20 protein-coding genes are annotated in these 20,531 nt (G+C 70.5%); 13 read left to right on the top strand and 7 right to left on the bottom strand.

Annotation, left to right across the window (positions count from 1 at the left end; all coding sequences use genetic code 11):
• Positions 1-64: 64 nt before the first annotated feature.
• The gene (locus OWM54_RS25300) at positions 65-724 is read right to left on the bottom strand and encodes a CHAP domain-containing protein (protein WP_267699156.1); all 660 of its coding nucleotides are present in this window, start codon (positions 722-724) and stop codon (positions 65-67) included.
• A 189-nt stretch (positions 725-913) separates the two neighbouring features.
• Here OWM54_RS25300 and OWM54_RS25295 point away from each other — a divergent pair, with 189 nt between their 5' ends.
• The 3 genes from OWM54_RS25295 (at position 914) to OWM54_RS25285 (ending at position 5,494) form a co-directional block, all read left to right on the top strand.
• Positions 914-1,438, top strand: coding sequence for a hypothetical protein (locus tag OWM54_RS25295; protein ID WP_267699155.1), 525 nt, complete (start codon positions 914-916; stop codon positions 1,436-1,438).
• 114 nt (positions 1,439-1,552) lie between these two features.
• Complete coding sequence (locus OWM54_RS25290) at positions 1,553-4,111, top strand: M1 family metallopeptidase (RefSeq protein ID WP_267699154.1); 2,559 nt, start codon at positions 1,553-1,555, stop codon at positions 4,109-4,111.
• Positions 4,112-4,138: 27 nt separating this feature from the next.
• The gene (locus OWM54_RS25285) at positions 4,139-5,494 is read left to right on the top strand and encodes a DUF6986 family protein (RefSeq protein WP_223749644.1); all 1,356 of its coding nucleotides are present in this window, start codon (positions 4,139-4,141) and stop codon (positions 5,492-5,494) included.
• Between the two features lie 35 nt (positions 5,495-5,529).
• On the opposite strand, the gene OWM54_RS25280 is transcribed toward OWM54_RS25285, so the two are convergent.
• The 5 genes from OWM54_RS25280 to OWM54_RS25260 form a co-directional block, all read right to left on the bottom strand.
• A complete protein-coding gene (locus OWM54_RS25280) occupies positions 5,530-6,642 on the bottom strand; it encodes a zinc ribbon domain-containing protein (RefSeq protein ID WP_267699153.1) in 1,113 nt (370 codons plus the stop codon).
• A gap of 84 nt (positions 6,643-6,726) precedes the next feature.
• Positions 6,727-7,794 carry a DUF2804 domain-containing protein gene (locus tag OWM54_RS25275; RefSeq protein WP_141329983.1) on the bottom strand — a complete coding sequence of 356 codons (1,068 nt, stop codon included), beginning with the start codon at positions 7,792-7,794 and terminating at the stop codon, positions 6,727-6,729.
• 95 nt (positions 7,795-7,889) lie between these two features.
• Positions 7,890-9,059, bottom strand: a complete 1,170-nt coding sequence (locus OWM54_RS25270; RefSeq protein WP_267699152.1) for an ABC transporter permease — start codon at positions 9,057-9,059, stop codon at positions 7,890-7,892.
• The gene (locus tag OWM54_RS25265) at positions 9,056-9,790 is read right to left on the bottom strand and encodes an ATP-binding cassette domain-containing protein (protein WP_267699151.1); all 735 of its coding nucleotides are present in this window, start codon (positions 9,788-9,790) and stop codon (positions 9,056-9,058) included. The genes OWM54_RS25270 and OWM54_RS25265 overlap by 4 nt, the downstream gene beginning before the upstream one ends.
• 13 nt (positions 9,791-9,803) lie before the next feature.
• Positions 9,804-11,297, bottom strand: a complete 1,494-nt coding sequence (locus tag OWM54_RS25260) for an alpha/beta hydrolase (protein WP_223749639.1) — start codon at positions 11,295-11,297, stop codon at positions 9,804-9,806.
• Positions 11,298-11,434: 137 nt separating this feature from the next.
• Here OWM54_RS25260 and OWM54_RS25255 point away from each other — a divergent pair, with 137 nt between their 5' ends.
• From OWM54_RS25255 to OWM54_RS25210, 10 genes are all read left to right on the top strand, one after another.
• The gene (locus tag OWM54_RS25255; protein WP_223749638.1) at positions 11,435-12,277 is read left to right on the top strand and encodes an LEA type 2 family protein; all 843 of its coding nucleotides are present in this window, start codon (positions 11,435-11,437) and stop codon (positions 12,275-12,277) included.
• A 96-nt stretch (positions 12,278-12,373) separates the two neighbouring features.
• The gene (panD, locus tag OWM54_RS25250) at positions 12,374-12,766 is read left to right on the top strand and encodes an aspartate 1-decarboxylase (protein WP_141329993.1); all 393 of its coding nucleotides are present in this window, start codon (positions 12,374-12,376) and stop codon (positions 12,764-12,766) included.
• A gap of 102 nt (positions 12,767-12,868) precedes the next feature.
• Positions 12,869-13,312: a hypothetical protein gene (locus tag OWM54_RS25245; protein ID WP_223749637.1), complete on the top strand. Its 444-nt coding sequence runs from the start codon at positions 12,869-12,871 to the stop codon at positions 13,310-13,312.
• Between the two features lie 36 nt (positions 13,313-13,348).
• Complete coding sequence (locus OWM54_RS25240) at positions 13,349-13,978, top strand: EcsC family protein (protein WP_223749636.1); 630 nt, start codon at positions 13,349-13,351, stop codon at positions 13,976-13,978.
• Between the two features lie 168 nt (positions 13,979-14,146).
• On the top strand, positions 14,147-14,716 hold the full coding sequence (locus tag OWM54_RS25235; protein WP_223749635.1) for a MarR family winged helix-turn-helix transcriptional regulator: 570 nt from the start codon (positions 14,147-14,149) through the stop codon (positions 14,714-14,716).
• 793 nt (positions 14,717-15,509) lie between these two features.
• The gene (locus tag OWM54_RS25230) at positions 15,510-16,196 is read left to right on the top strand and encodes a hypothetical protein (RefSeq protein WP_267699150.1); all 687 of its coding nucleotides are present in this window, start codon (positions 15,510-15,512) and stop codon (positions 16,194-16,196) included.
• 58 nt (positions 16,197-16,254) lie between these two features.
• Entirely contained in the window at positions 16,255-16,863 is a 609-nt protein-coding gene (locus OWM54_RS25225) for a hypothetical protein (protein ID WP_267699149.1), read from the top strand.
• 128 nt (positions 16,864-16,991) lie between these two features.
• Positions 16,992-17,633: a hypothetical protein gene (locus OWM54_RS25220; protein WP_223782824.1), complete on the top strand. Its 642-nt coding sequence runs from the start codon at positions 16,992-16,994 to the stop codon at positions 17,631-17,633.
• Between the two features lie 145 nt (positions 17,634-17,778).
• Positions 17,779-18,483 carry a DUF859 domain-containing protein gene (locus OWM54_RS25215; protein WP_223749631.1) on the top strand — a complete coding sequence of 235 codons (705 nt, stop codon included), beginning with the start codon at positions 17,779-17,781 and terminating at the stop codon, positions 18,481-18,483.
• A gap of 108 nt (positions 18,484-18,591) precedes the next feature.
• Positions 18,592-19,842 (top strand): Ig-like domain-containing protein, encoded by a 1,251-nt coding sequence (locus tag OWM54_RS25210; RefSeq protein ID WP_267699147.1) that lies wholly within the window; start codon positions 18,592-18,594, stop codon positions 19,840-19,842.
• 49 nt (positions 19,843-19,891) lie between these two features.
• Here the strand turns inward: OWM54_RS25210 and OWM54_RS25205 are convergent, their stop codons facing one another.
• A complete protein-coding gene (locus OWM54_RS25205) occupies positions 19,892-20,479 on the bottom strand; it encodes a Crp/Fnr family transcriptional regulator (RefSeq protein WP_267699146.1) in 588 nt (195 codons plus the stop codon).
• Positions 20,480-20,531 lie beyond the last annotated feature (52 nt).

Raw genomic sequence — 20,531 nt, 5'->3', positions numbered from 1 at the left:
CGTCCATCCGTGGTCGACATCAGCGCCGTGCATAGCGCCTCACGACCCGGACGTCACCTCCCCCTCAGCGCTGCGTCCGAGACGCGGTGACGGGCGCCTGCCAGCTGTCGTCCACGGAGGCGAAGCCGGCCACCAGCTCGCCCGCCAGGTAGGCCCGCTGGCGCTTCTCGCGGCGGCGCAGCCAGTCATTCACGACGCGCCCCTTCTCGTCCTTGTGCACGTCCGGGCGCGCATGGTTGAAGCGGCCGCGCTTCACCCCACCGCCCGCGCGATGCACGAAGGTGACGGTGCCGTCCTTCCCCACCTTCTCGACGATGCCGATGTGCGTGAGCCCGTCGTTGCGACGTCCATCCTTGTTGCGGTCCAGCGTCTCGCGGAAGAACACCAGGTCCCCCGGCTTCGGCGTCTGGCGAAGCGCGCCCAGAGAGCCCGCCTTCCGGTAGATGGCCTTCACGCCGTTCTCCCCGGGCAGGGTGAGCGACGGCATCAGGCTGAGCCCGGGGCGGCGGTAGGCCAGCTGCGTCAGGCCCGAACAGTCATCGTTGACCGAGCTGCTCACCGTCTTCAGCGAGCCCAGTCCCACCCAGCCCCTCGCGCGCCACACGGCCCGGTCCGACAGGGACACGGCCGCGGCCCGCTTCGGAGGGCTCCGCCTCGCGGCCTCGGCCGTTCCACCCCACAGCCACAACCCCACCAACGCCCCCAACCACACGCCACGATGCATACCGGCACGCCACAGCAATGGACGTGCCCTGTCCCTCGACGCCTCCGACGTCCGCTCGCGAACATCTCCCCACCCCACGCACGCCCCTCCCTTGAGCAATCCCTTTCCCACCCTGCCCCGGTGAGTCGTCCTCCTGGCACCTCGACGCATCACGCCGCACGGCGGTCGCCTAGAGTGCGCGGCCGCCCCGTGCCCTTCGCCTACTACGAGAACCTCGACCCCGAGCAGCAGCGCATCTACCGCATGAGCGACGGGGTGAAGTCCCTGCGGGTGAGGGCCCCCGGGGCGCTGTCCCCCCTCGTCGACGCCGTGCGTGAGACGCTGGCCAGCGGAGCCCGGGCCCCCCTGGAGCGCGCGAGCCGGGCCCTGACGGATGCCTTGTGCGAGCGGCTGGACGTGGCCACCGTCCGGGTCCAGGTGCTGGAGGTCCGCCCGTCCTCCGAGGAGGGTGAGCTGCACGGCCTGTACACGTGGGAGGCCGGGCGCCTCCCCCGCCTCCAGGTCTGGATGCGCACCGCGAAGCAGGCGCGCGTCGTGGCCTTCCGCACGTACCTGCGCACGCTGCTGCACGAGCTGTGTCACCACCTGGACTTCCAGCTCCTGGAGCTGCCCCACTCCTTCCACACCGAGGGCTTCTTCGAGCGCGAATCCAGCCTCTTCCACCAGCTGGTGCCCAAGCCCGTCCCGCGCGGCCCGAAGAGGGCTCGGGGATAGGCCCGCGGGAAGGGTGTGGCGGACGACACCCCACCCGGCCGGCGACAGGTTTCTTGCACCGGCGTGACAGAAGTGGGAACGCGCGCCCTGAGCGAGGCTAGATTCCGCCTCCCTATGGCGCATCCGACCGAAGACAAGAACTTCCGCCTTCCCCTCACCGTTCGCCCCCAGCGCTACGCGGCCACGCTGACCCTGGACCTGGAGGCGAAGACCTTCTCCGGTCAGCAGACCGTGGACGTGACGCTGGCGGAGCCCACGCGCGAAATCATCCTCCACGCCATCTCCCTGAAGCTGGGGGACGTGACGTTCCGCGCGAAGGGTGGCGCGTCGCACAAGCCCGCCTCCATCCAGGTCAACGCCGTGAGCGAGACGGTGCGGCTGACCTTCGACGCGCCGCTGCCCCAGGGCGAGGCGCAGCTGGACGTCGCCTGGACGGGCCCCTTCACGGACGGCCTGCGCGGCCTGTACGCGGCAGGCAAGGTGGCGGCCACGCAGTTCGAGGCCGCGGACGCCCGCCGCGTCTTCCCCTCGTTCGACGAGCCGGCCTTCAAGGCGAAGTGGTCGCTGAGCGTCCGCGTGCCCCAGGGCCTCGCGGTGCTGGGCAACGGCCCGGTGGTGAAGGAGGAGCAGGACGGCGCGCTGACCAAGGTGACGTTCCAGGAGACGGAGGTGCTCAGCAGCTACCTCATCGCGCTCGTGGTGGGCCCGCTGGTGGGCACGCCCGTGGAGCACGTGGGCACGGTGCCCGTGCGCACCTGGGCGCTGGAGGAGAAGAAGCACCTGACGCGCTTCGGCCAGGACGTGGCGCTCGCGGTGCTGCCGCGACTCCAAGAATACTTCGATCTGCCGTATGCCTTCACCAAGGTGGACCAGGTGGGCATCCCGGACTTCGAGGCGGGCGCGATGGAGAACGCCGGCCTGATTACCTACCGCGAGGTGGCGCTGCTGCTCGACCCGGCCACCGCGCCGCTGTCGGTGCAGAAGCGCGTGGCGGAGGTGGTGACGCACGAACTGGCGCACCAGTGGTTCGGCAACTGGGTCACCATGGTGTGGTGGGACGACCTGTGGCTCAACGAGGCGTTCGCCACGTGGATTGCCTTCAAGATTGTCGACCAGTGGCGCCCCGAGTGGCGGATGTGGCTGGACTTCGACTCGCACCGCACCAGCGCGCTGTTCCTGGACGCGCTCAAGTCCACGCACCCCATCCACGGCGAGGTGAACAACGCGGGTGAGGCGGGCGAGAGCTTCGACGCGATTACGTACGAGAAGGGTGGCGCGGTGCTGCGCATGATTGAAGGGTTCCTCGGCGAGGGCCCCTTCCGCGACGGCATCCGGCTGTACATGCGCCGGCACGCGCGCGCCAACGCGGTGAAGGAGGATTTGTGGAACGCGCTGGGTGAGGCGGCGAAGCAGCCGGTGGAGGAGCTGGCCACGGCGTGGGTGGGCCAGAGCGGCTTCCCCCTGGTGACGGCGCGCGTGGAGGGCCGCGAGGTGACGCTGTCGCAGGAGCGCTTCTACTCGGAGCCCGGCGTGGCGAGCGCGGAGAAGTGGCCGGTGCCCATGGTGCTCCGGTACGAGGACGCCAGCGGCGTGAAGGAGCAGCGGGTGCTGCTGCGCGACAAGCAGGCCACGGTGAAGCTGGAGGCGGGCTCGGGCGCGGTGAAGTGGCTGTGCGCCAACGCGGGCTCCACGGGCTTCTACCGGGTGGCCTACGACAAGGCGACGCTCGCGGGCCTGTCGGCGAACCTGCACGTGCTGGCGCCGTCGGAGCGCATCTCCCTGCTGGCGGACCAGTGGGCGCTGGTGCGCTCGGGGCGGGCGACGGTGGGAGACATGCTGGACCTGGCCGCGCTGTTCGGGAACGAGGAGGATGACTCGGTCCTGGACGAGCTGGTGGGGCGGCTGGCGTACGTGGAGAGCCGACTGGTGGAGGGCGAGGACCAGGCGCGGGTGCGCGCGTGGGTGGCGCGCCTGTTGGGCCCGGGGCTGGAGAAGCTCGGGTGGCAGGCGCTGGCCGGAGAGACGGACCGGGTGAAGCTGCGGCGCGCGGCGCTGGTGCGCGCGCTGGGCGGTCTGGCGCGGGAGCCGAAGGTGCTCGAGGAGGCGCGGCGGCGGGTGACGTCGATGCTGAAGGGCGAGCGTGACGCGCTGGAGCCCAACCTGCTCGACGCGGCGGTGTCCATGGCGGCGCGCGCGGGGGACTCGGAGCTGTTCGACACCTTCCTGCAGCGGATGCCGAAGGAGCCGGACCCGGCCACGCAGCGTCGGTACCTGATGGCGCTGACGGCGTTCGAGGAGCCCGCGCTGGCCGAGCGTGCGCGCGCGTTGTTCTTCTCGGACACGGTGAAGACGCAGGACGTGGCGAGCTTCGCCACGGGCCTGCTCGCCAACCGCACGGGCCGCGAGTCCTGGTGGGCGCAGATGCGCAAGCAGTGGAAGGACGTGGTCGCCCGCACGGGCGGCGCGCCGATGCTGGTGCGCCGCATCGTGGAGTCGCTGGGCATGCTGCTCACGCGCGAGCACCTGGACGCGGTGAGGACGCTGCTCAAGGAGCAGCCGGTGAACGACGCGCAGCAGGCCACGGCGCAGACGCTGGAGCGGCTGTCGCAGGACGTGGAGCTGCGGGAGCGCTGCGGTCCGGAGGTCAGCGCCTGGCTGAAGCGCCAGCCGTAGCGTGAGCCGCCGTTCGAGAGGCACTCGATGAAGACCACCCTGACACCCAACAGCCTCTCCAGCGTGCGTGAGTCCCTCCGGCGAGCCAACGCCGGGTTCTCACGCACGTACCCGGGGGACTCCCCCCGTCGCCAGCCGGTGCACGTCGTGTACGGCGGCGCGCACCTCTTCCGCGCGGAGGCGGCGCGGAAGCTGGGGGACCTGGCCCTCGGTGCGTTGAAGGACTATGCGCCGGACTCGGCCGAGCTGGCGCACGGGCTGGGGTTGCCCCAGCGAGGGAGGTTCGCCCAGCGCGTGTACGAGCGCGTGGTGGACAAGCTCCAGCGCGAGCCGGTGGAGGACTACCGCATCGACTTCGAGGACGGCTACGGCCACCGCTCCGACGCGGAGGAGGATGGCCACGCCGTGTCCGCGGCGAAGGAGCTGGCGCGGGGGCTGGAGCAGGGGACGTTGCCCCCGTTCATCGGCATCCGGGTGAAGTCGTTCAGCGAGGAGCTGTTCGAGCGGGCGTCGCGCACGCTGGACTTGTTCGTCACGACGTTGTTGGAGCAGAGCGGCGGGAAGGTGCCGCCGTCGTTCGTCGTCACGCTGCCCAAGGTCGCGTTGCCCGAGCAGGTGGCGGCGCTCGCGCGCATCCTGGAGGTGCTGGAGACGGAGCACGGCCTGGAGAAGGGAGCGCTGGGGCTGGAGCTGATGGTGGAGACGCCGCAGGCCCTGTTCGACCGGGAGGGGAAGCTGCACCTGTCGGCGCTGGTGGCCGCGGGGGCGGGGCGATGCTCCAGCGTGCACCTGGGGCTGTATGACTACACGGCGGCGCTCAGTGTGAGCGCGCATGTGCAGAGCATGCTGCACCCGGCCTGCGACTTCCTGCGGGATTTGGTGCAGGTGTCGCTCGCGGGCACGGGCATCCAGATGGCGGACGGCGCGACGAACGTCATGCCGGTGCCTCCGCATCGCAAGCAGGGGGACACGGCGCTCCTGCCCACGCAGTTGCGGGAGAACGCGGAGGCGGTGCAGCGGGTGTGGCAGATGTCGTATCGCCACATCCGGCACTCGCTGGAGCGCGGCTGGTATCAGGGGTGGGACTTGCATCCGGCCCAGCTCCCGGTGCGCTACGCGGCCGTGTATGCGTTCTTCCTCGAAGGGCTGGACGCGGCCACGCGGCGGCTCAAGGCCTTCATGGAGAAGGCGGCGCAGGCGACGCTGGTGGGCGACGTGTTCGACGACGCGGCCACGGGCCAGGGCCTGCTCAACTTCTTCCTACGCGGCTCGAGCTGTGGCGCGCTCAGTCAGGAAGAAGTGCTCGCCACGGGGCTCACGCTGGACGAGCTGCGCAGCCGCTCGTTCAAGGCCATCGTCGAGTCACGCCGCACGGGCAGGTGAGACCCACGGGCTCGCCATGACAGCGAGCCCGTGTCTCAGGCGCTCGTCGGGCCGGAGCTCGATGAGTCGCCGTTCCCGGGCGGAGGCTCCTCCCGCGCGTTCGCCGCGCGATGCGCCTGGTACAGCGCGAAGTCGATGGCCAATGCCCCCGCGAGGAAGACCAGCGGCCCCAGTCGCATGGACAGGCCCAGCAGCCCCCACACGGTGATGGCGCCCGCCAGGATGTAGGGCGTCTGGGATGGAATCGCCTCACGGAGCCGGGGCACGGCGGCCAGCATGGCGAGCGACATCAGCGCCATGACGACCAGCGGCGCCCCGGGCCGAGCACGCCCGGACGTCGCGAACGAGGTGAACGTGTTGGTGATGCCCGGCTGCCACCCGTAACGGGTTTCGATGTACGAGTGCCCCGTGGAGCGACCGGTGCTGTCCACCTCGTGCACGAGGCTGTTGTCGTAGCCGTAGCCACCCAGCGACGTCCACGTCCGCATCCCCGAGCCCCACGTGAGCAGCAGCGACACCGCGCACACGGCCGCGCCGCCGAGCACCCAGCGCTTCAACCGCGCGGCCCCCGGCGCGGGCCGCAGCTCCGGCATCGCGGCGGCCGACGCCTGGAACACGCGCCACTGCACGTACCCGAGCACCACCGCGGCCGCGACCCAGACCAGCGGCACCAACCCGAGCCCGAGCGAGAGGAACGCGAAGGTGATGACCAGCGACGTGTAGAGCAACAGGAACGTGGCGGACGCGGCCATCCGCGCGAGCTGCTCCAGGAGCGGAGGAACCGGCCGCCCCGCCGCGCTCCACTCCCGAGCCCCCAGCAGGAGGCTCCCGCCCAGCATCACCACCGACCACGGGATGCCAATCGTCCCGCTGATGAAGGGAAGCCCCGGCAGCAGCACCGCCGCCGCGACGAGCCCCGACCCGAGCAACGGCAACGAGCCCCCAGGGAGCCGCTCACGCAGCCGAGGGTCCTCGAGCACCGTGCGCACCGCGCGCCCTGTGGCCTCGGCGGCCCGGCGCGCCGACTCCGCGGCGTCGTCCGGCAACTCGGTCCCACGCGCGGACGCCCCCACCCTCTGCCCACAGGACGGGCACGCGAAGACGCGAGCATCGGAAAGCGGCTGACCGCAGTGCGGACACGACGACATGGGCTCACTCCGGACCAACGGCGTGGGCCTCCCAGCCTAGCGCCTCCGGCCCCGGGCTCCACGCACGATGCGAGCCCTGCTTCTTCACCAGAGCATGTCCTGGTCCTCGCTCACGCCGGGGACGTGCGAGAGCTGGTGTGTCCGCCCCCCCACCGTCACCGTGCCGTCGAAGAAGCCCACCGGCTGGGCGAAGTGGCTGATGATGAGCCGCAGGTTGCGCTCCTCGCGGTGCACGTAGAACGGCGTGAAGCGCAGGTCCACCGCGCCATCCACCGTCGTCATCCGCCACGGCCCGAGCAAATCCTTCGTGTCGTACTCGAACCGCGCGCGCGCCAGCGGATACAGCCGGTCCCCCAGCCAGAAGGCGTTCTCGTTCGCCTCGGTCGCCGTCTCGTTGAAGCCCTCCACGAGGTTCAGCCCCACCGGCGTCCCATCGGCCAGTCGCCCCGCCGCGAACGCCCAGCGCCACGCCGTGTGCCGCGCCAGGTACCCCTGCGTGTAGTCGATACCGCCCACGCCCCCATCCAGCCGGAAGCGCTTGCCGCCCGCCTCGATGCCGCCGAAGGACAAGAGCCCGTTGCGCTTCATCGTGACGTTGACGAGCCCGTCCCCCTGCACCGGCGCAATCACCGTCAGCGCGGGAGGCCCGCCCGCCACCAACATCTCCCCATTCCACTGGAACGTGTTGAGGCTGCCCGTGCGCACGCGGCTGACGTCCACCTCCACCTGGTAGCGCTCGTCCTCCTCGCCCCGACGGATGGCCAGCTTCCCACCCAACGTGCGGAACGACGCGTCGAGCCCCGCGCCGGGCTTGTCCCCCAAGGACACCATGGGCCAGGGAACGCCCAGGAAGCTCACGTCACACAGCGGCTTGCGCTCGCGCAAATCCAACGCCACCGCGAACGCGCTCGCCGAGTACCCCAGGTCCACCACCGCGAAGAGCGCGGCCACCTCCGGCGTCGCCGTGAAGGTGTAGTGCCACCGCTTGCGCTTGAGCAGCCGCGTGGTGCGCTCGGGCGCCCAGCGACCCAGCAACCGGGGCAGGTCCACCTCGGGCAGCTCACCCTGGTACGTGCCGAATCGGGGCTCGCCCTGGGCGGTGGCCACGGAGGCCGGGGCGAGGGGCAGGAGGGCTTCTCTCTCGGGTGTCATCACACCCCATTGGAGGCCAACCTCCCGCCGATGTCACCCGGCGTCGGCCAGCCCGCATCCCCAACCGACGCCTCGACGACACTGCCCACACCCGCTCAGGCCCGGCCGAAGACGATTTTCTCCTTCGACAACAACCCCGTGGTCACACGCAGGGCCACCAGCGCCAGCAGAACGCTGGACGCCGCGGCGAGCAGGAAGGGCAGCGGCCCCAGCGCCTCGCCCCGCATCACCTCGGCCGCGAGCATCTGCTGGCCCGCCACCGGCACCGCGAACATCCACGTCTGCGTCTGCACCGGCGACATCGCCAGCAACATGCCCGGCAGCGTCGGCACCACCGTCAGCAGGCTGAGGTACGTCTGCGACTCCTTGAACGAGCGCGCATAGGTGGACACCCACAGCTGCACCGCCGAGGCCGCCAGCGTCAGCGGCAGCACCGCCAGCACCATCCCCAGGACGATGGGCAGGTCCATGCGCGCCTTGAGCCCCAGCTCCTCCAGCGGCACCGCGCGCACCACCAATACGAAGCCCACGAGCGACACCAGCACCGTGCTCGCCGCCATCGTCACCGTGGCCAGCCACTTGCCCGCCACCAGCGCCCCGCGCGGGGCCGGGTTGAGCAGCAGCGGCTCCAGCGAGCCACGCTCGCGCTCACCCGCCATGGTGTCGCTCGCCACCTGCAGGCCGCCCGTGAAGGTGGCCATCACCAGGAACAGCGGCAGCATGTTGAACAGCGTGGCCGCGGTGCGCTCGGGCGTGGACAGGTCCAGCTCCTCCACGTCCACCGGCATCGCCAGCTCCGGCGCCATGCCGCGCGCGTACAGCCGCTGGTCGCCCACCTGCCGCGAGTAGATCTCCACCATCATCCGCGCACGCTGCACCGACTTGCGCGCCGCCGTGCGCGAGCTGTCCATGATGAGGCTCACGTCCGCGGTGCGCCCGGTGGAGAAGTCCCGGCCGTAGCCCTCCGGCACCACCAGCACCACGTCCAGCACGCCCGTGCGCACGCGCGCCTCGTAGTCCGAGGGCGCCTCCTTCAGCGTCACGCCCTGCCGCTGCAGGAACGCCATCAGGCTGGGCGCGTGCTGCCGGCCCACCACGGGCAGCTCCAGCGGCTTGTCCCGCATCATGTTGGACATGAGCTGGAAGGTCGCCAGGAACACCAGCGGACCGAACACCGCCCACAGGAGCGAGGAGCTGAGCGTGCGTCGGTCCCGGACGTGGTCCGTCAGCTCCTTGCGCAGGACACTGCCCACCAGCCGCTTCATTGCATCAACCCCTGCTCACTGCCGATGGTCGCCACGAAGGCCTCTTCCAGGCTGTCCTTGCCGGTGGCCTGCCGCAGCGCCTCCGGCGTCCCTTCCGCCACCACCCGGCCATGCGCCACCACGACGACGCGCTCGCACAGCGCGGCGACCTCCTGCATGACGTGGCTGGAGAAGACGATGCACCGCCCCTCGTCCCGCAGGCGGCGCAGGAGCGTGCGCACCGCGCGCGTGCTCATCACATCCAGGCCGTTGGTGGGCTCATCCAGCAGCACGTTGCGAGGCCCGTGCACCAGCGCCCGCGCCAGCGCCACCTTCACCCGCTCGCCCTGGCTGAAGCCCTCCACCCGCCGGTCGACGATGTCCTTCATGTCCAGCAGGTCCACCAGCTCGTCCACGCGCTTGTCGAGCGCCGCGCCCGACAGCCCGTGCAGCTCCCCGAAGTAGCGCGCGTGCTCGCGCGCGGTGAGCCGCGGGTACAGGCCCCGCGTGTCCGGCAGCACGCCCAGCCCCCGGCGCGCATCCTCGGGACGCGCCACCACGTCCACGTCGTCCACCACCGCGGTGCCCTTGTCCGGGCGCACCAGCGTGTAGAGCATCCGCAGCGTCGTCGTCTTGCCCGCGCCGTTGGGGCCGAGCAGGCCCGTGATTCTCCCGTCCTCGGCGGTGAAGGACACATCCTCCACCGCCGTCACGGCGCCAAACCGCTTGTGCAGATTCGTCGCTCGAATCATCCGCGTCGCGTCCTCAGGGTACCGGTCCGGCGAAGGACGTGAAGAAGGGCGGACGCGCGAGTCCCGCGCCGCACGAGGGCTTCAGCGTGTCCACCCGACCGTCCGCCACCAGGTCCACCATCAGCTTGCGCACACAGTCGACGCCCAGCGTGTTGTGCCCCACGCCCGGGACCTGCACGTGCAGGCTGTTCTTCAGCGTGCGCTTCGCCTCCTCCGCCCACGCCGGAGGCGTCACCGGGTCCAGCTCTCCGGAGAGCAGCAGCGTGGGCACGTCCGACACCACCGCGTCGCGGAAGCCCGCGGGCACCGTCGCCTTGGGCCAGCCCTCGCACGCCTTCATCATCTCCAGGCCCATGCTCGCGCCGAACCACGTCCCCTTCGCCTCGCGCTCCACCGCGGCCGTGTCGAGGAACGGGACATCCTCCGCGCAGACGACGGCCATCTGCAGGCCCCGGCTCATCACCTTCTCCATCCGCTCGCCGCGCCCCACGTTCAGCGCCACGAACGGCGCCCAGTCACCTTGGGTCACCCGGTCCAGCATCAGCGGCACCATCGACGAGTCCTCCGCGCTGTAGAGCAGCCCGAACAGCGCTCCGACGAAGGCCTGGCGCGTCAGCACGATGTCCTCCGGCACGCCCGTGCGCGGATGGGCCACCCGCACCCGCGCCGGCTCCTGGGAAAGCTTCTCCAGCAGGGCCTCCGTGCGCGTGCGCAGCCGAGGGAAGTTCTTCTCGCAGGCCGCGTCCTTCTCGCAGTGGGCCAGCAGCAGATCCAACGAGCGCTGCGCGTCGCGGGGCATGTACAGCGGCAGGTACAGGCTCATGGGCGCCACGCCGTCCAGGATGGCGGTGCGCACCCGCTCCGGATACTGGCGCATGTACACCAGCGCCGCGCGCGTGCCGTAGGAGCCGCCCCAGAGGTTGAGCTTCTCGTACCCCAGCGCCGCGCGCACCTCGTCCAGGTCCGCCATGGCGATGGGCGTGGTGTACTGCCGCACGTCCGCGTCCCAGCGCTCCCGGCACGCGCGGATGCGCGGCGCCAGGTCGTCGTCTTCGCTGAAGTAGTCGGCCAGCCCGGCGTCCTTCGGGAGGAACTCGCAGTCCAGCGGGCTCGAGTCCCCCGTGCCGCGCATGTCCACCAGCACGATGTCGCGCTGGCGGCGGATGTGCTCCACCGCGCGCAGCACGGCGCCCAGTCGGGTGGCCGCCTGCCCGGGCCCTCCCGCCAGGAACACCAGGGGGTCGGGCTGGGGCTGCGCCGCCAGCGCGGGCACCACCGCCACGCGCAGGGACAGCTTGCGGCCCGTCTTCGTCTCCCGGTTTTCGAAGACCTCCAGCGTGCCGCACTGCGCCTGGGGCGCCAGCCCCTCCAACTGGCAGGGCTCGAGCTTCAAGGTGCGCGCCTGGGGGGACGAACCGCCCCGCGAGCAGGCCGACAGCGCCACGAGCCCGAGGACCCAGGCCAGGCGGCGGAGGATGGAGCGGATGTGGGTGTGGGCCCCGGCCAAGTGTGTCTCCCTGTAGGGTGCGGGCGCACCGACCTTTAACACCTGCCGCCTCCTAGTACACCCGCCCCCGCAAGTGATTGCCTCGACACCGCCCGAGCGTGAATCCCACGCGGGCGCGGCCGTCTGGTGATACGCCCATGCCCACGATGAAACGCTTCGCCCTCGTCCTGTTCGCCCTCTGCTTCACCACCCTCGCCGGCTGCGCTGGCCTGCAGAGCGCGCTGAAGAAGGCCTTCAAGAAGCCCACCCTCACCTTCAAGACGGCGCGGCTGTCCAGCGCGTCGCTCTCCGACGCCACCGTCGACCTGGTCTACGAGGTCAACAACCCCAACGGCTTCGGTCTGGAGCTGGCCTCGGTGGACTACTCGTTCTTCGTCGAGGGCAAGCAGGTGGTGGCCGGCAAGCCTCGCAAGGGCCTGAACCTCAAGGCCAATGGCCGAAGCGAGCTGGTCTTCCCCGCCAACGTGCGCTTCGCGGACATCGTCCCCGTGGTGGAGACCTTCCTCAACAAGGACCGCGCCGCCTACAAGGCCCAGGGCAGCGTCGGCGTGCAGACGCCCATCGGCGTGCTCTCCTTCCCCCTCCAGAAGGAGGGCGCGTTCGACGTCCCCAAGATTCCCCAGGTCGCCTTCCAGCCCCCGCGCATCACCAACATCGGGCTGACCAGCGCCACCGTCGAGTTCCCCCTGGCCATCACCAACCGCAACAGCTTCCCCCTGCCCGTCGCCGGAATCACCGGCGCGCTCAAGGTCGCCGGCGCGGATGTGGGTACGCTGTCCACCGGCAACCTGGGCATGCTCGACGGCAGCGGGACGAAGCAGGTGACGCTGCCGCTCACCATCAACTTCGCCCGGGCCGCCTCCGCCGCCGTGGCCCTGCGCTCGGGGGGCAACGCCAAGCTGAGCCTGGACGGCAAGCTCACCTCGGACTCGCAGTCCGTCCCGCTGAACCTGAGCCAGCTGGTCAACATCGTGAAATGACGCCCGTCCGGGCGCCGGGCGGGCAGGAGCGCACCTGAAGGTTGTCCCAGGGCGTCACAGCCGTTACGGTTGGGCGCCCTTCGTGGGACACACGCCATGCGCCGCATCCTCTTCAAGTCCAAGATCCACCGCGCGACGGTGACCCAGGCCGACCTCGACTACGAGGGTTCGGTCACCATCGACCTGAACCTGCTCCGCGCGGCGGACATCATCGCCAACGAGAAGGTGGCCATCTGGAACGTCACCCAGGGCACGCGCCTGGAGACGTACGCCCTCGAGGGCGAGCCCGGCAGCGGCGTCATCTGCATCAACGGCGCCGCCGCACACCTCAACAAGCCCGGCGACCTGGTCATCATCGCGACCTTCGCCGAGGTCGAGGACGCCGAGGCCCGCGACTGGAAGCCCAAGGTCGTCTTCGTCGACGCGGCCAACCGCATCGTCCCCGGACAGACGGAAGAGATTCCAGGGCCCGCTCGCCGGATTGCCTGAGGGCAGGCGTCCTCCCGCCGTCGGCTTTCGCCTCCGCGCGCCTTTTGCCATGCTCGCCCCACCTTTTAGAGGGGGGCCCATGGCCCCGGAGGCACCATCACGATGAGGCGGCTGTGGGCGGGAGTCAGCGTGTTCGCGCTGGGACTCTCCGGATGTTCCGGGGTGGGCTCGTTCCGGCCCAACCCCAACGACGAAGACCCTCTCTACGGGGCCATCCCCGTCATCAAGGCGCCGCCCCAGACGCGCTGCGCCGGCCACGGGAAGTCCTCGGTGCGCGGCCACTGCGACGAGGCGCTCTACCTGGCCACCGAGTACACGCGGCGCCTGTCGGTCGGTGACGAGGTCTGCCTGGAGGGCGGCTACGGCGAGGAGCCGGGCTATGCGTGCAAGGCGCGCGCGGCCGTCATCGATACGTCGCCCAACCAGGTGAAGCTGGAGGTGCGCGGGGCGAAGCCGGACTCGCGCTGGTTCAACGCGGAGATGCGCCACGCCTGGTACGAGGAAGGCGCGCTGGTGGACCTCTACCTCGCCGAGCGGGGTTATTAGAGGACCCGGGACAACCCGAGGCGGGAGACACACCTCATGGCCTTCTACGACAGCGTGGCCGAGCGGCTGGCCTTCATGAAGAAGCTGACCCCGGCGGAGCTCAAGAAGCTCGGCGCGGCGCGGCTGTCGGACATCGTCCTGCAGGAGACGAAGCGGGCCCGGGTGCGGGTGGCGGAGCTGGAGAAGCGCTACCCCCGCGCGGACACCCGGGAGCTGGCCCAACGTCTGGTGGACGACAAGAAGAACCTGGCCAGCATGGTGGGCGGCGTCAGCGGCGTCTTCGGCCTGGTGGCGCTGCCCGCGGACCTGCTGTTCATGTCCTATCTGCAGATCATCCTGCTCACGGACGTGGCCACGCTCTACAAGGTGAACCTCAAGAGCGAGCGCGCCCGGGGGGAGATGTTGGATTTGTTCGGCTACGCCAACGGCCTGGGCCCCGTGCAACGCTCCAGCCCCAAGGTGATGGGGAAGCTGGCCGCGATGGTGCTGGAGAAGGGCGGGATGCACACGCTGGGACGGGCCATGCCGCTGGTCGCCGCCCCCATCACCGCGTACTTCAACAACCAGCACATCCAGCGCGTGGGTGAGCAGGCCGTGCGCTTCTACGAGGGCTTCGACAAGGCCCACGCCAAGGCCAAGGCCCAGCGCCCCCAGCAGGCGGGGTGAGGGTTTCCCCGCGGATCCGGAAATATTCCAACGGGTCCGATATGCCTCCTTCGCCGCCACGTTCACGTCCCCAAGCAGGGGGCGAAAGCCCTCCATTCATGGCGGACGACCGACGGACTCCCAAGGGCCGGTTCGGGGAGACGGTGTCCGCGAGGCGGAGGCACGAAGATGACCGAGCTTTCGGCGGAAGTGCGTGTTCAGGTGGCGCGGTTACGCAACCTGGTCATCGATGTGGCGCGGTGTGGCGCGCTCGCCAGTCCCCTGGGTGCCTTGCCTCACCATGAGCTGGACCCCATGGAGGTCCAGGCCATCTGGTGGCTGAAGGCCGAGAGCCTGCTGCCCGTCAACGTGCTCGCCGACCGCCTGGGCGGCATCGCCCTGCCCCGCCTGAGCCGGCTGCTGGACCGGCTGGAGGATGCCAAGCTCGTGCAGCGCGAGCGCTCGGTGCGGCATGACCGCCGGCGCGTGCGCGTGCGGCTCACCGAGCAGGGACGGGCGCTGGCGGAGAACGCGGACTCGGTGGTGCAGGAGCGCATGGCGCGCCTGTTGATGCCGCTGGGGGGCGAGCAGCGCAGCGCGCTGATGGACTTGCTCGAGGGCTGGGTGGAGGCGCTGGGTTGCTGGAACCGCGCCGAGGAGCAGGCCGCCGAAGAGGCCGAGGCCAACCACCGGGCCCAGGCGCATCGACCTCGACTCGCCGCTGTCGAGGACGTAGGCGTCACCGCCAGCGCGGCCTGAGTTCCTGAGTTTCGTGGGCGCCGGCCATCCTGGGTCCGGCGCCTTCCTGTCGTCCCCGAGCGCGAGGCTCGGTGAAGTCCTGGCTCCCTGACGCCCGTCGACCTGAGTGTTTTCTCGGCGACGGTGTGACGGGTGAGCGCTCCCAGCGGACCCGCGCCTCGACTGGATGCCAGCCCTCCGCTCACCAACATGGGCATCACGGCATGCGCGATGCTCACGCATCCCGAGATGACGTCTCTTCGCGCGCACGACGTGTGCCCTCCGGACGGACCAGCCCCTGCACTCGTGCAGCGTCGCGGCCAGGGCGACCCACGCGGCCTCCCGATGTGACGCCCTCGCTCCGCGAGCGCTGGACGGTTGCCACTCCAGAGGGAGCAGCCTCCCACATCCACATGAACATCGCCGCCGGGGCACGTGCGCCCTGCATCCCGAGGTGCCGCCCCTCCGCGAGCGTCCGACGGTGACCTCACCGTCCGGAACAAGTCACCGCACATTCGCGCGAGCAGCGCGGGCACGTCGTGCGCGTGACGCGCGGCGCGGCGGGCCCCCGAGGCCGCGCAAGTCCACCGGCCGCGGGTGCGCACCGCCACCCATCACGGAGTTCGCGGCGCCTCCCAACACACCCCCGCAGCGGGTCCCGACTCGCCCACCCCTCGGACCAGGCCGGAGCCATGCCCAGTAAATGCAACTTGATTACTTTTAGATCTCAGTTGCATATTTGCGGGGTTCGCGGGGACTGACCGGCTGACGCCCTCGTCGGCCGCCGACACGGTCCTGGCGCGGGAGCAGAGCGATGAAGCGAATCATCTGGAGCGTGGGAGTGGCGGGGCTCGCGCTCGCGTGCGTCGCGTCCGCGCTGTTGCGACTCCCCGACCTCCCGACGCCGCCCGTGGCCCCCCAGGACTTCCAGGTCGAGCCCACGCGCAGGGAGGAGCCCGTCGCGGTTGCTCCCCAGCCCATGGCGCCCTCGCGCCCCCCGTCCTCCGCGCCCACCCAGCCTCCGCTCCCCGACGAGCCCGAGCCGCTGGAGTTCGAGTCGCCCGACCTCGAGCAGCTCCCCCCCGCGCCCTCCGTCCGCGCACGCCGTCCCCTCTCCGAGTCACGCAAGCTGCTCGTCCAGTCCCTGCGCAAGGCCCCCGCCGACCCCAAGGCGCGCCGTGACGCCGTGCTCGCGGCCTTGGAGTCCACGGGCGCGAGCCAGGAGCCCTGGACCGCCGGGGCCCGAGAAGCGCTGGACACGTGGCGACAGCGGATGGCGACGAGCATCCAGCCCGTCGAGGCCGAGCCACCGCGCTGCTTCGCCGCGGGCTGCGTCACGCGCGTCACCTTCCCGGACGCGGCCACGCACGACGCGGCCTTCCGCCTCACGCCCGAGCTGCGTCTGCCGGGCAACGCCGCGCACCTGCAACTCCCCGCCGAGCACCTCGCCTCGGGCCAGGTCCTGGCCACCTGGGTCGTGCTCCGTCCGGACACGCCCTGAACCACCGCCCTTCGCAGTCGACACACCCGCCGTACCCACAACAAGGAGAAGTCCCCAGATGAAGCCCCAGTCCCTGCTGCACAAGTCCCTGCTCGCCACCAGCGTCGCGCTCCTGCTCACCGGCTGCGGCACCACCGCCGAGGAGCCGGCCGTCCAGGCCGAGGCGCTGACCACCAGCGAGTCCGCGCTGCTCTTCGGCGCCCTGCCCTCCTGCGACGAGCCGGAGGAACTCGACGAGGTCATCGAGCACGCGTGCATCCACGCGGAGATGGGACCCTTCGAGCCCGTCACCGCCGCGGCTCTCGGCGCCCCCGTGCTGGTGGACGTCAGCGCGCCCCACACCACGTTCAACATCAGCCTGCCGCGGAGCACGAACTCCTGGGGCTGGGCCGGCCGCGTCTCGTTCCTCCCGGACGAGTCCGGTGAGTTCGCCTTCATGCTGTCGCGCCACCGCGGCCTGCGCATCTACGAGGCGGCCACCGGCACCGAGGTGGCGCGTGAGTGCCGCTACGAAGTCCCCGCCGAGGTCTGCGGCGCGCTGAAGACCACCATCCTCGCGGACCTCGAGGCCGACACCGAGTACTACCTGGAGTTCCGCTCCGTGCTGCGCCGCAACGCCTCCTTCTCGCTCATCGTCGAGGAGGCCGGTCACCACCACGAGGAGTAACCCCTCTCACCCGCGGGTGCCTGGAACCGTTCCGGGCACTTCCGCCCCAGGCAGCGTCGTTCAAGACCTTCTTCCCAGCCCGCCTCTCAATGACATCCACCTCTCGAGCCTTCGTGGAGCGCTCCCCCATGCGTTGGAAACTCCGTGCCCTCCTGGCCACGCTCGCCCTGGCGACCTCCGCCTGCGGTGGCGACGCCCCTCCGCCCGAACCCAAACCCGAGCCCTCGGCGGACCCGTGCGAGCCCCATGGCCACATCCACCGCGAGCCCGAGGGTGACTGGTGTCACTGCAACAAGGGCTACCTGGCCGCGCAGGACGGCCTCTCCTGCGTCGTGGACCCCGACTACGTCCCCAGCGAGGGCTTCGACTTCGGCGACGACGGAGAACACGCCTGCTGGCACGTCGAAAGCGGTCCCTTCGTCACCGTCACCGCCTCCACCACCCGCGACCCTCGCGTCGACGACTTCCACACCTACTACACCGTGAAGCTGCGCGAGGTGGATGGCCAGTACACCGGCACGTTCAGCTACAAGGCCTTCGCCTCCGGCAACTTTGTCGTCTACCTGAGCACCCCGGACGTCCCCGTCACCCTCGTGGAGACCGCCGTCCAGAAGACCGTGACCCCCGCGGGCACCAGGCCCACCGGCGACTTCTGCTCGGGCTTGAAACACATGGTCGGCTACGAGCTGACCGACCGCGTCCAATACACGCTCACGCTAGGCCCCACCTCGCTCACCGAGCTCGGCATGGTCATCGAACACCTCCAGTAACGAGACACGCGATGACTCCTGGAAATCGTACGCGCCGTTATTGCAACTGAGTTACCATTAAGACATGAATACCGGAGCCGTGGCGTGTCTCGGGACGCCGCTCCGGTGCCCGCGCGTCGCGCCCGGCCTTGAAAGGAAATCCCACATGAAGATGCTGAAGCAGACCCTCTGCGGTGCGTTGCTCGGGCTGTCGCTCGCGGCCTGCGGACCGACGGAGGACGTGGAGCAGGAGTCGACCGGCCAGGCCGAGCAGCCGCTGGAGGCCGGGTGCGTGTCGGTGGACGACACCCTCATGACGACGCACGCGTGCACCCACGCGAGCAACAGCGGCGACAACGTGAACGTGACGGCCAGCGCCACGCGCGTGGACACGGCGCCGGACATCAGCACGCAGCACAAGCACTACACGCTCACCCTGCCGGCGGGCGCCGAGGGCTCGGTGACGTTCACCCCGACCAACGTGTCCGGGAGCGGCACCGTGGAGTCCGTCGCGTTCTACGTGAACAAGAACGTGGCCCTCACCGTGGTGAACGCCACCACCAGCGCGACGGTGTCGCCGCTCATCAACGAGTCCGTCGCGGAGACGGGCTGCTCGCTCATCAAGGCGCAGGTCTACGACCTCACGCCGGGCACCGAGTACATCGTCGTCTCGGCCACCGCGTCGGGCAACCAGGTGGGCATCGTCCCCGAGTACCTCTACAACAACCGCGACCGCTACTACCGGGACCAGGACGGTGACGGCTACGGCGTGAACACGCCCGTCTACCGCTTCGCCTGTGAGGTCAACAGCGGCTACTCGAAGACGCGCTTCGACTGCGACGACACCAACCCCGCCATCTTCAACTGCTGACAGTCGCTGATTCGTCACAAGGAGTCCGCGTGACTCCCGGCGGGGCACCCCAGACATCCGGGGTGCTCCGCCCTCGTCCTTTGACTCACCCTCGCGAGGTCACACCCGATGCGCTTCTCCAACGCGGCCACGTTGCTGGCCACCTGCACCCTGCTGGCCCTGACGGGCTGCGACAATGACGACCCCACGCCCACGCCTCCGGATGCAGGCTCGACGACGGACGCGGGCCCCGACGCGGGCGACACCGCGCCGCCCACGGTGACGGGCACCACGCCCGCGGCCGACGCGGTGGACGTGGCGCCCGGCAGCGCCATCACGGTGCGCTTCAGCGAGCCCGTCCAGCGGGACTCGGGCACGGTGCGCGCCGCGGATGGCGACGTCACCCTCTCGCTGGAGACGGGGCACTGGGAGGACGAGGGGCGCACGCTCATCGCGCACCCCACGCAACCCCTTCGCGCTGGCGCGAAGGTGGACGTCACGGTGGAGCGCTTCGAGGACCTCGCCGGCAACCGACAGGCGACGGCGTACAGCTTCTCGTTCCAGGTGGGCGCGGACGTCGCGCGGCCCCACGTCGTGACCTCGAATCCGGCGGAGGGCGCCACGGGTGTGCTGCCGGTGCAGACGTACAAGGTCGGCACGAGCACGACGCTGCGGCGGCTCGTCACCGTCACGTTCAACGAGAAGATGGACGTCACGGAGGGCCGGGTGACGCTGCGGGATGAGAGCACGCCCGCCAACGCCCCGCGCTCGCTCACGGGCACCTGGTCCGAGGACGCGCTGACGCTCACCGTCTCGATTCCCCGGCCGGAGTCGGACCTGCCGCCGCTCGAAGAGGAGAGCCGTTACTCGGTGGACCTCACGCTCCTGCGCAACGAGGCGGGCCATGCGCTGGACACCACGCACGCGAACCTGGGAGACGGGCGGCTCGACTTCACCACGGGCAAGCGCGACGGCGTCACCGAGCACGCCTGTGGCCACGCCCTGCTGGAGGCCCCTGTCGCCGTCACGGCGGGCGCATCCCCCACGGCCATGTATCCCGCGACGGACGCGCCCCACGAGTTCTACGAGCTGACGCTCCCCGCGAACGGCGGCGCGTTCCTCGGCTACTCGGAGGTCGTCTCGGACGAGCGCGACCGGCCGGTCGTCCTGTACCTGAACCAGGACGTGCCCATCGTGGTGCACGACGTGACGGAGGCCGAGACGGTGGTCCCCTCCACCGTGACGCCCGCGCCGCAGGTTTGCCTGCCCGCCATCACCCACACGCTGAAGTTCACCGCGCCCGCCGGTGACCGCTTCCTGCGCCTCACCTACGGCCCGACGCCGCTGGAGAAGTTCACCTTCGTCTTCGAGCGGTACTGAAGCGCGCGTCGAAGGACCGAGCGCACCGTGTGGGCCCTGGGTGCGGGCTTCACTCGGTGCGCTTGCGCCGTCTGGACATGATGCGGCTCAGGGCCACCTCGGTGATGCCCAGGTAGGCCGCCACGTCGCGCTGCGGGACGCGGCCGCGCAGGTGCGGGTGCTCCGCCCAGAAGGTGTCCAGCCGCTCCTCCGCGGACAGCTCCAGGAACTCCTGCTCGCGGCGCTCCTTCAACAGGAAGTGCCGCTCGGCGACGCGGCGCGCCACGCGCACCCAGCACGTGTGGCCCTCCTCCAGCGCCTGGAAGTCCCGCGTGCGGAAGACCAGCACCCGTGCGGGCTCCAGCGCCTCGATGGACGTCATCGATGGCTGTCGCTGCAACATCTCCGCGTAGGCGCCCAGGAGTTCACCCTCGGCGCGGAACGCCTTCACCGACTCGCCGCCCCGCGCGGAGACGCGCACCAGGCGGAACACGCCCTGGAGCACCACGGCGAAGCGGTCCGCCGGGTCTCCGGGACGCAGGAAGTGGGCCTTGCGCTCCACCGCCTGCTCCCTCGCGAACGACTCGGCGCGCTCCCACTCACTCGGGGGAATGGGGCCGAGCGGGGCGAGTTGCTCGTAGAGCGTCGGGAATCTCACGGGTAGGTGGGACGAGGTTAACCCAGGTTAAGGCGCCCAGCGAGCCGGGCGC

Origin of the sequence: Myxococcus sp. MISCRS1 (assembly GCF_026626605.1) — a bacterium.
GTDB classification, from domain to species: domain Bacteria; phylum Myxococcota; class Myxococcia; order Myxococcales; family Myxococcaceae; genus Myxococcus; species Myxococcus fulvus.
This window is presented reverse-complemented; position numbering and strand designations above follow the sequence as displayed.

What these genes read in the sequence shown, in the direction of transcription:
- OWM54_RS25220 (WP_223782824.1), top strand. Translation starts at nt 16,992, where the DNA reads ATGCGTTGGAAACTCCGTGCCCTCCTGGCCACGCTCGCCCTGGCGACC.
- OWM54_RS25280 (WP_267699153.1), bottom strand. Translation starts at nt 6,642, where the DNA reads ATGTCGTCGTGTCCGCACTGCGGTCAGCCGCTTTCCGATGCTCGCGTC.
- OWM54_RS25300 (WP_267699156.1), bottom strand. Translation starts at nt 724, where the DNA reads ATGCATCGTGGCGTGTGGTTGGGGGCGTTGGTGGGGTTGTGGCTGTGG.
- OWM54_RS25240 (WP_223749636.1), top strand. Translation starts at nt 13,349, where the DNA reads ATGGCCTTCTACGACAGCGTGGCCGAGCGGCTGGCCTTCATGAAGAAG.
- OWM54_RS25230 (WP_267699150.1), top strand. Translation starts at nt 15,510, where the DNA reads ATGAAGCGAATCATCTGGAGCGTGGGAGTGGCGGGGCTCGCGCTCGCG.
- OWM54_RS25275 (WP_141329983.1), bottom strand. Translation starts at nt 7,794, where the DNA reads ATGACACCCGAGAGAGAAGCCCTCCTGCCCCTCGCCCCGGCCTCCGTG.
- OWM54_RS25215 (WP_223749631.1), top strand. Translation starts at nt 17,779, where the DNA reads ATGAAGATGCTGAAGCAGACCCTCTGCGGTGCGTTGCTCGGGCTGTCG.
- OWM54_RS25225 (WP_267699149.1), top strand. Translation starts at nt 16,255, where the DNA reads ATGAAGCCCCAGTCCCTGCTGCACAAGTCCCTGCTCGCCACCAGCGTC.
- OWM54_RS25245 (WP_223749637.1), top strand. Translation starts at nt 12,869, where the DNA reads ATGAGGCGGCTGTGGGCGGGAGTCAGCGTGTTCGCGCTGGGACTCTCC.
- OWM54_RS25255 (WP_223749638.1), top strand. Translation starts at nt 11,435, where the DNA reads ATGCCCACGATGAAACGCTTCGCCCTCGTCCTGTTCGCCCTCTGCTTC.
- OWM54_RS25290 (WP_267699154.1), top strand. Translation starts at nt 1,553, where the DNA reads ATGGCGCATCCGACCGAAGACAAGAACTTCCGCCTTCCCCTCACCGTT.
- OWM54_RS25265 (WP_267699151.1), bottom strand. Translation starts at nt 9,790, where the DNA reads ATGATTCGAGCGACGAATCTGCACAAGCGGTTTGGCGCCGTGACGGCG.
- OWM54_RS25270 (WP_267699152.1), bottom strand. Translation starts at nt 9,059, where the DNA reads ATGAAGCGGCTGGTGGGCAGTGTCCTGCGCAAGGAGCTGACGGACCAC.
- OWM54_RS25235 (WP_223749635.1), top strand. Translation starts at nt 14,147, where the DNA reads ATGACCGAGCTTTCGGCGGAAGTGCGTGTTCAGGTGGCGCGGTTACGC.
- panD (WP_141329993.1), top strand. Translation starts at nt 12,374, where the DNA reads ATGCGCCGCATCCTCTTCAAGTCCAAGATCCACCGCGCGACGGTGACC.
- OWM54_RS25210 (WP_267699147.1), top strand. Translation starts at nt 18,592, where the DNA reads ATGCGCTTCTCCAACGCGGCCACGTTGCTGGCCACCTGCACCCTGCTG.
- OWM54_RS25285 (WP_223749644.1), top strand. Translation starts at nt 4,139, where the DNA reads ATGAAGACCACCCTGACACCCAACAGCCTCTCCAGCGTGCGTGAGTCC.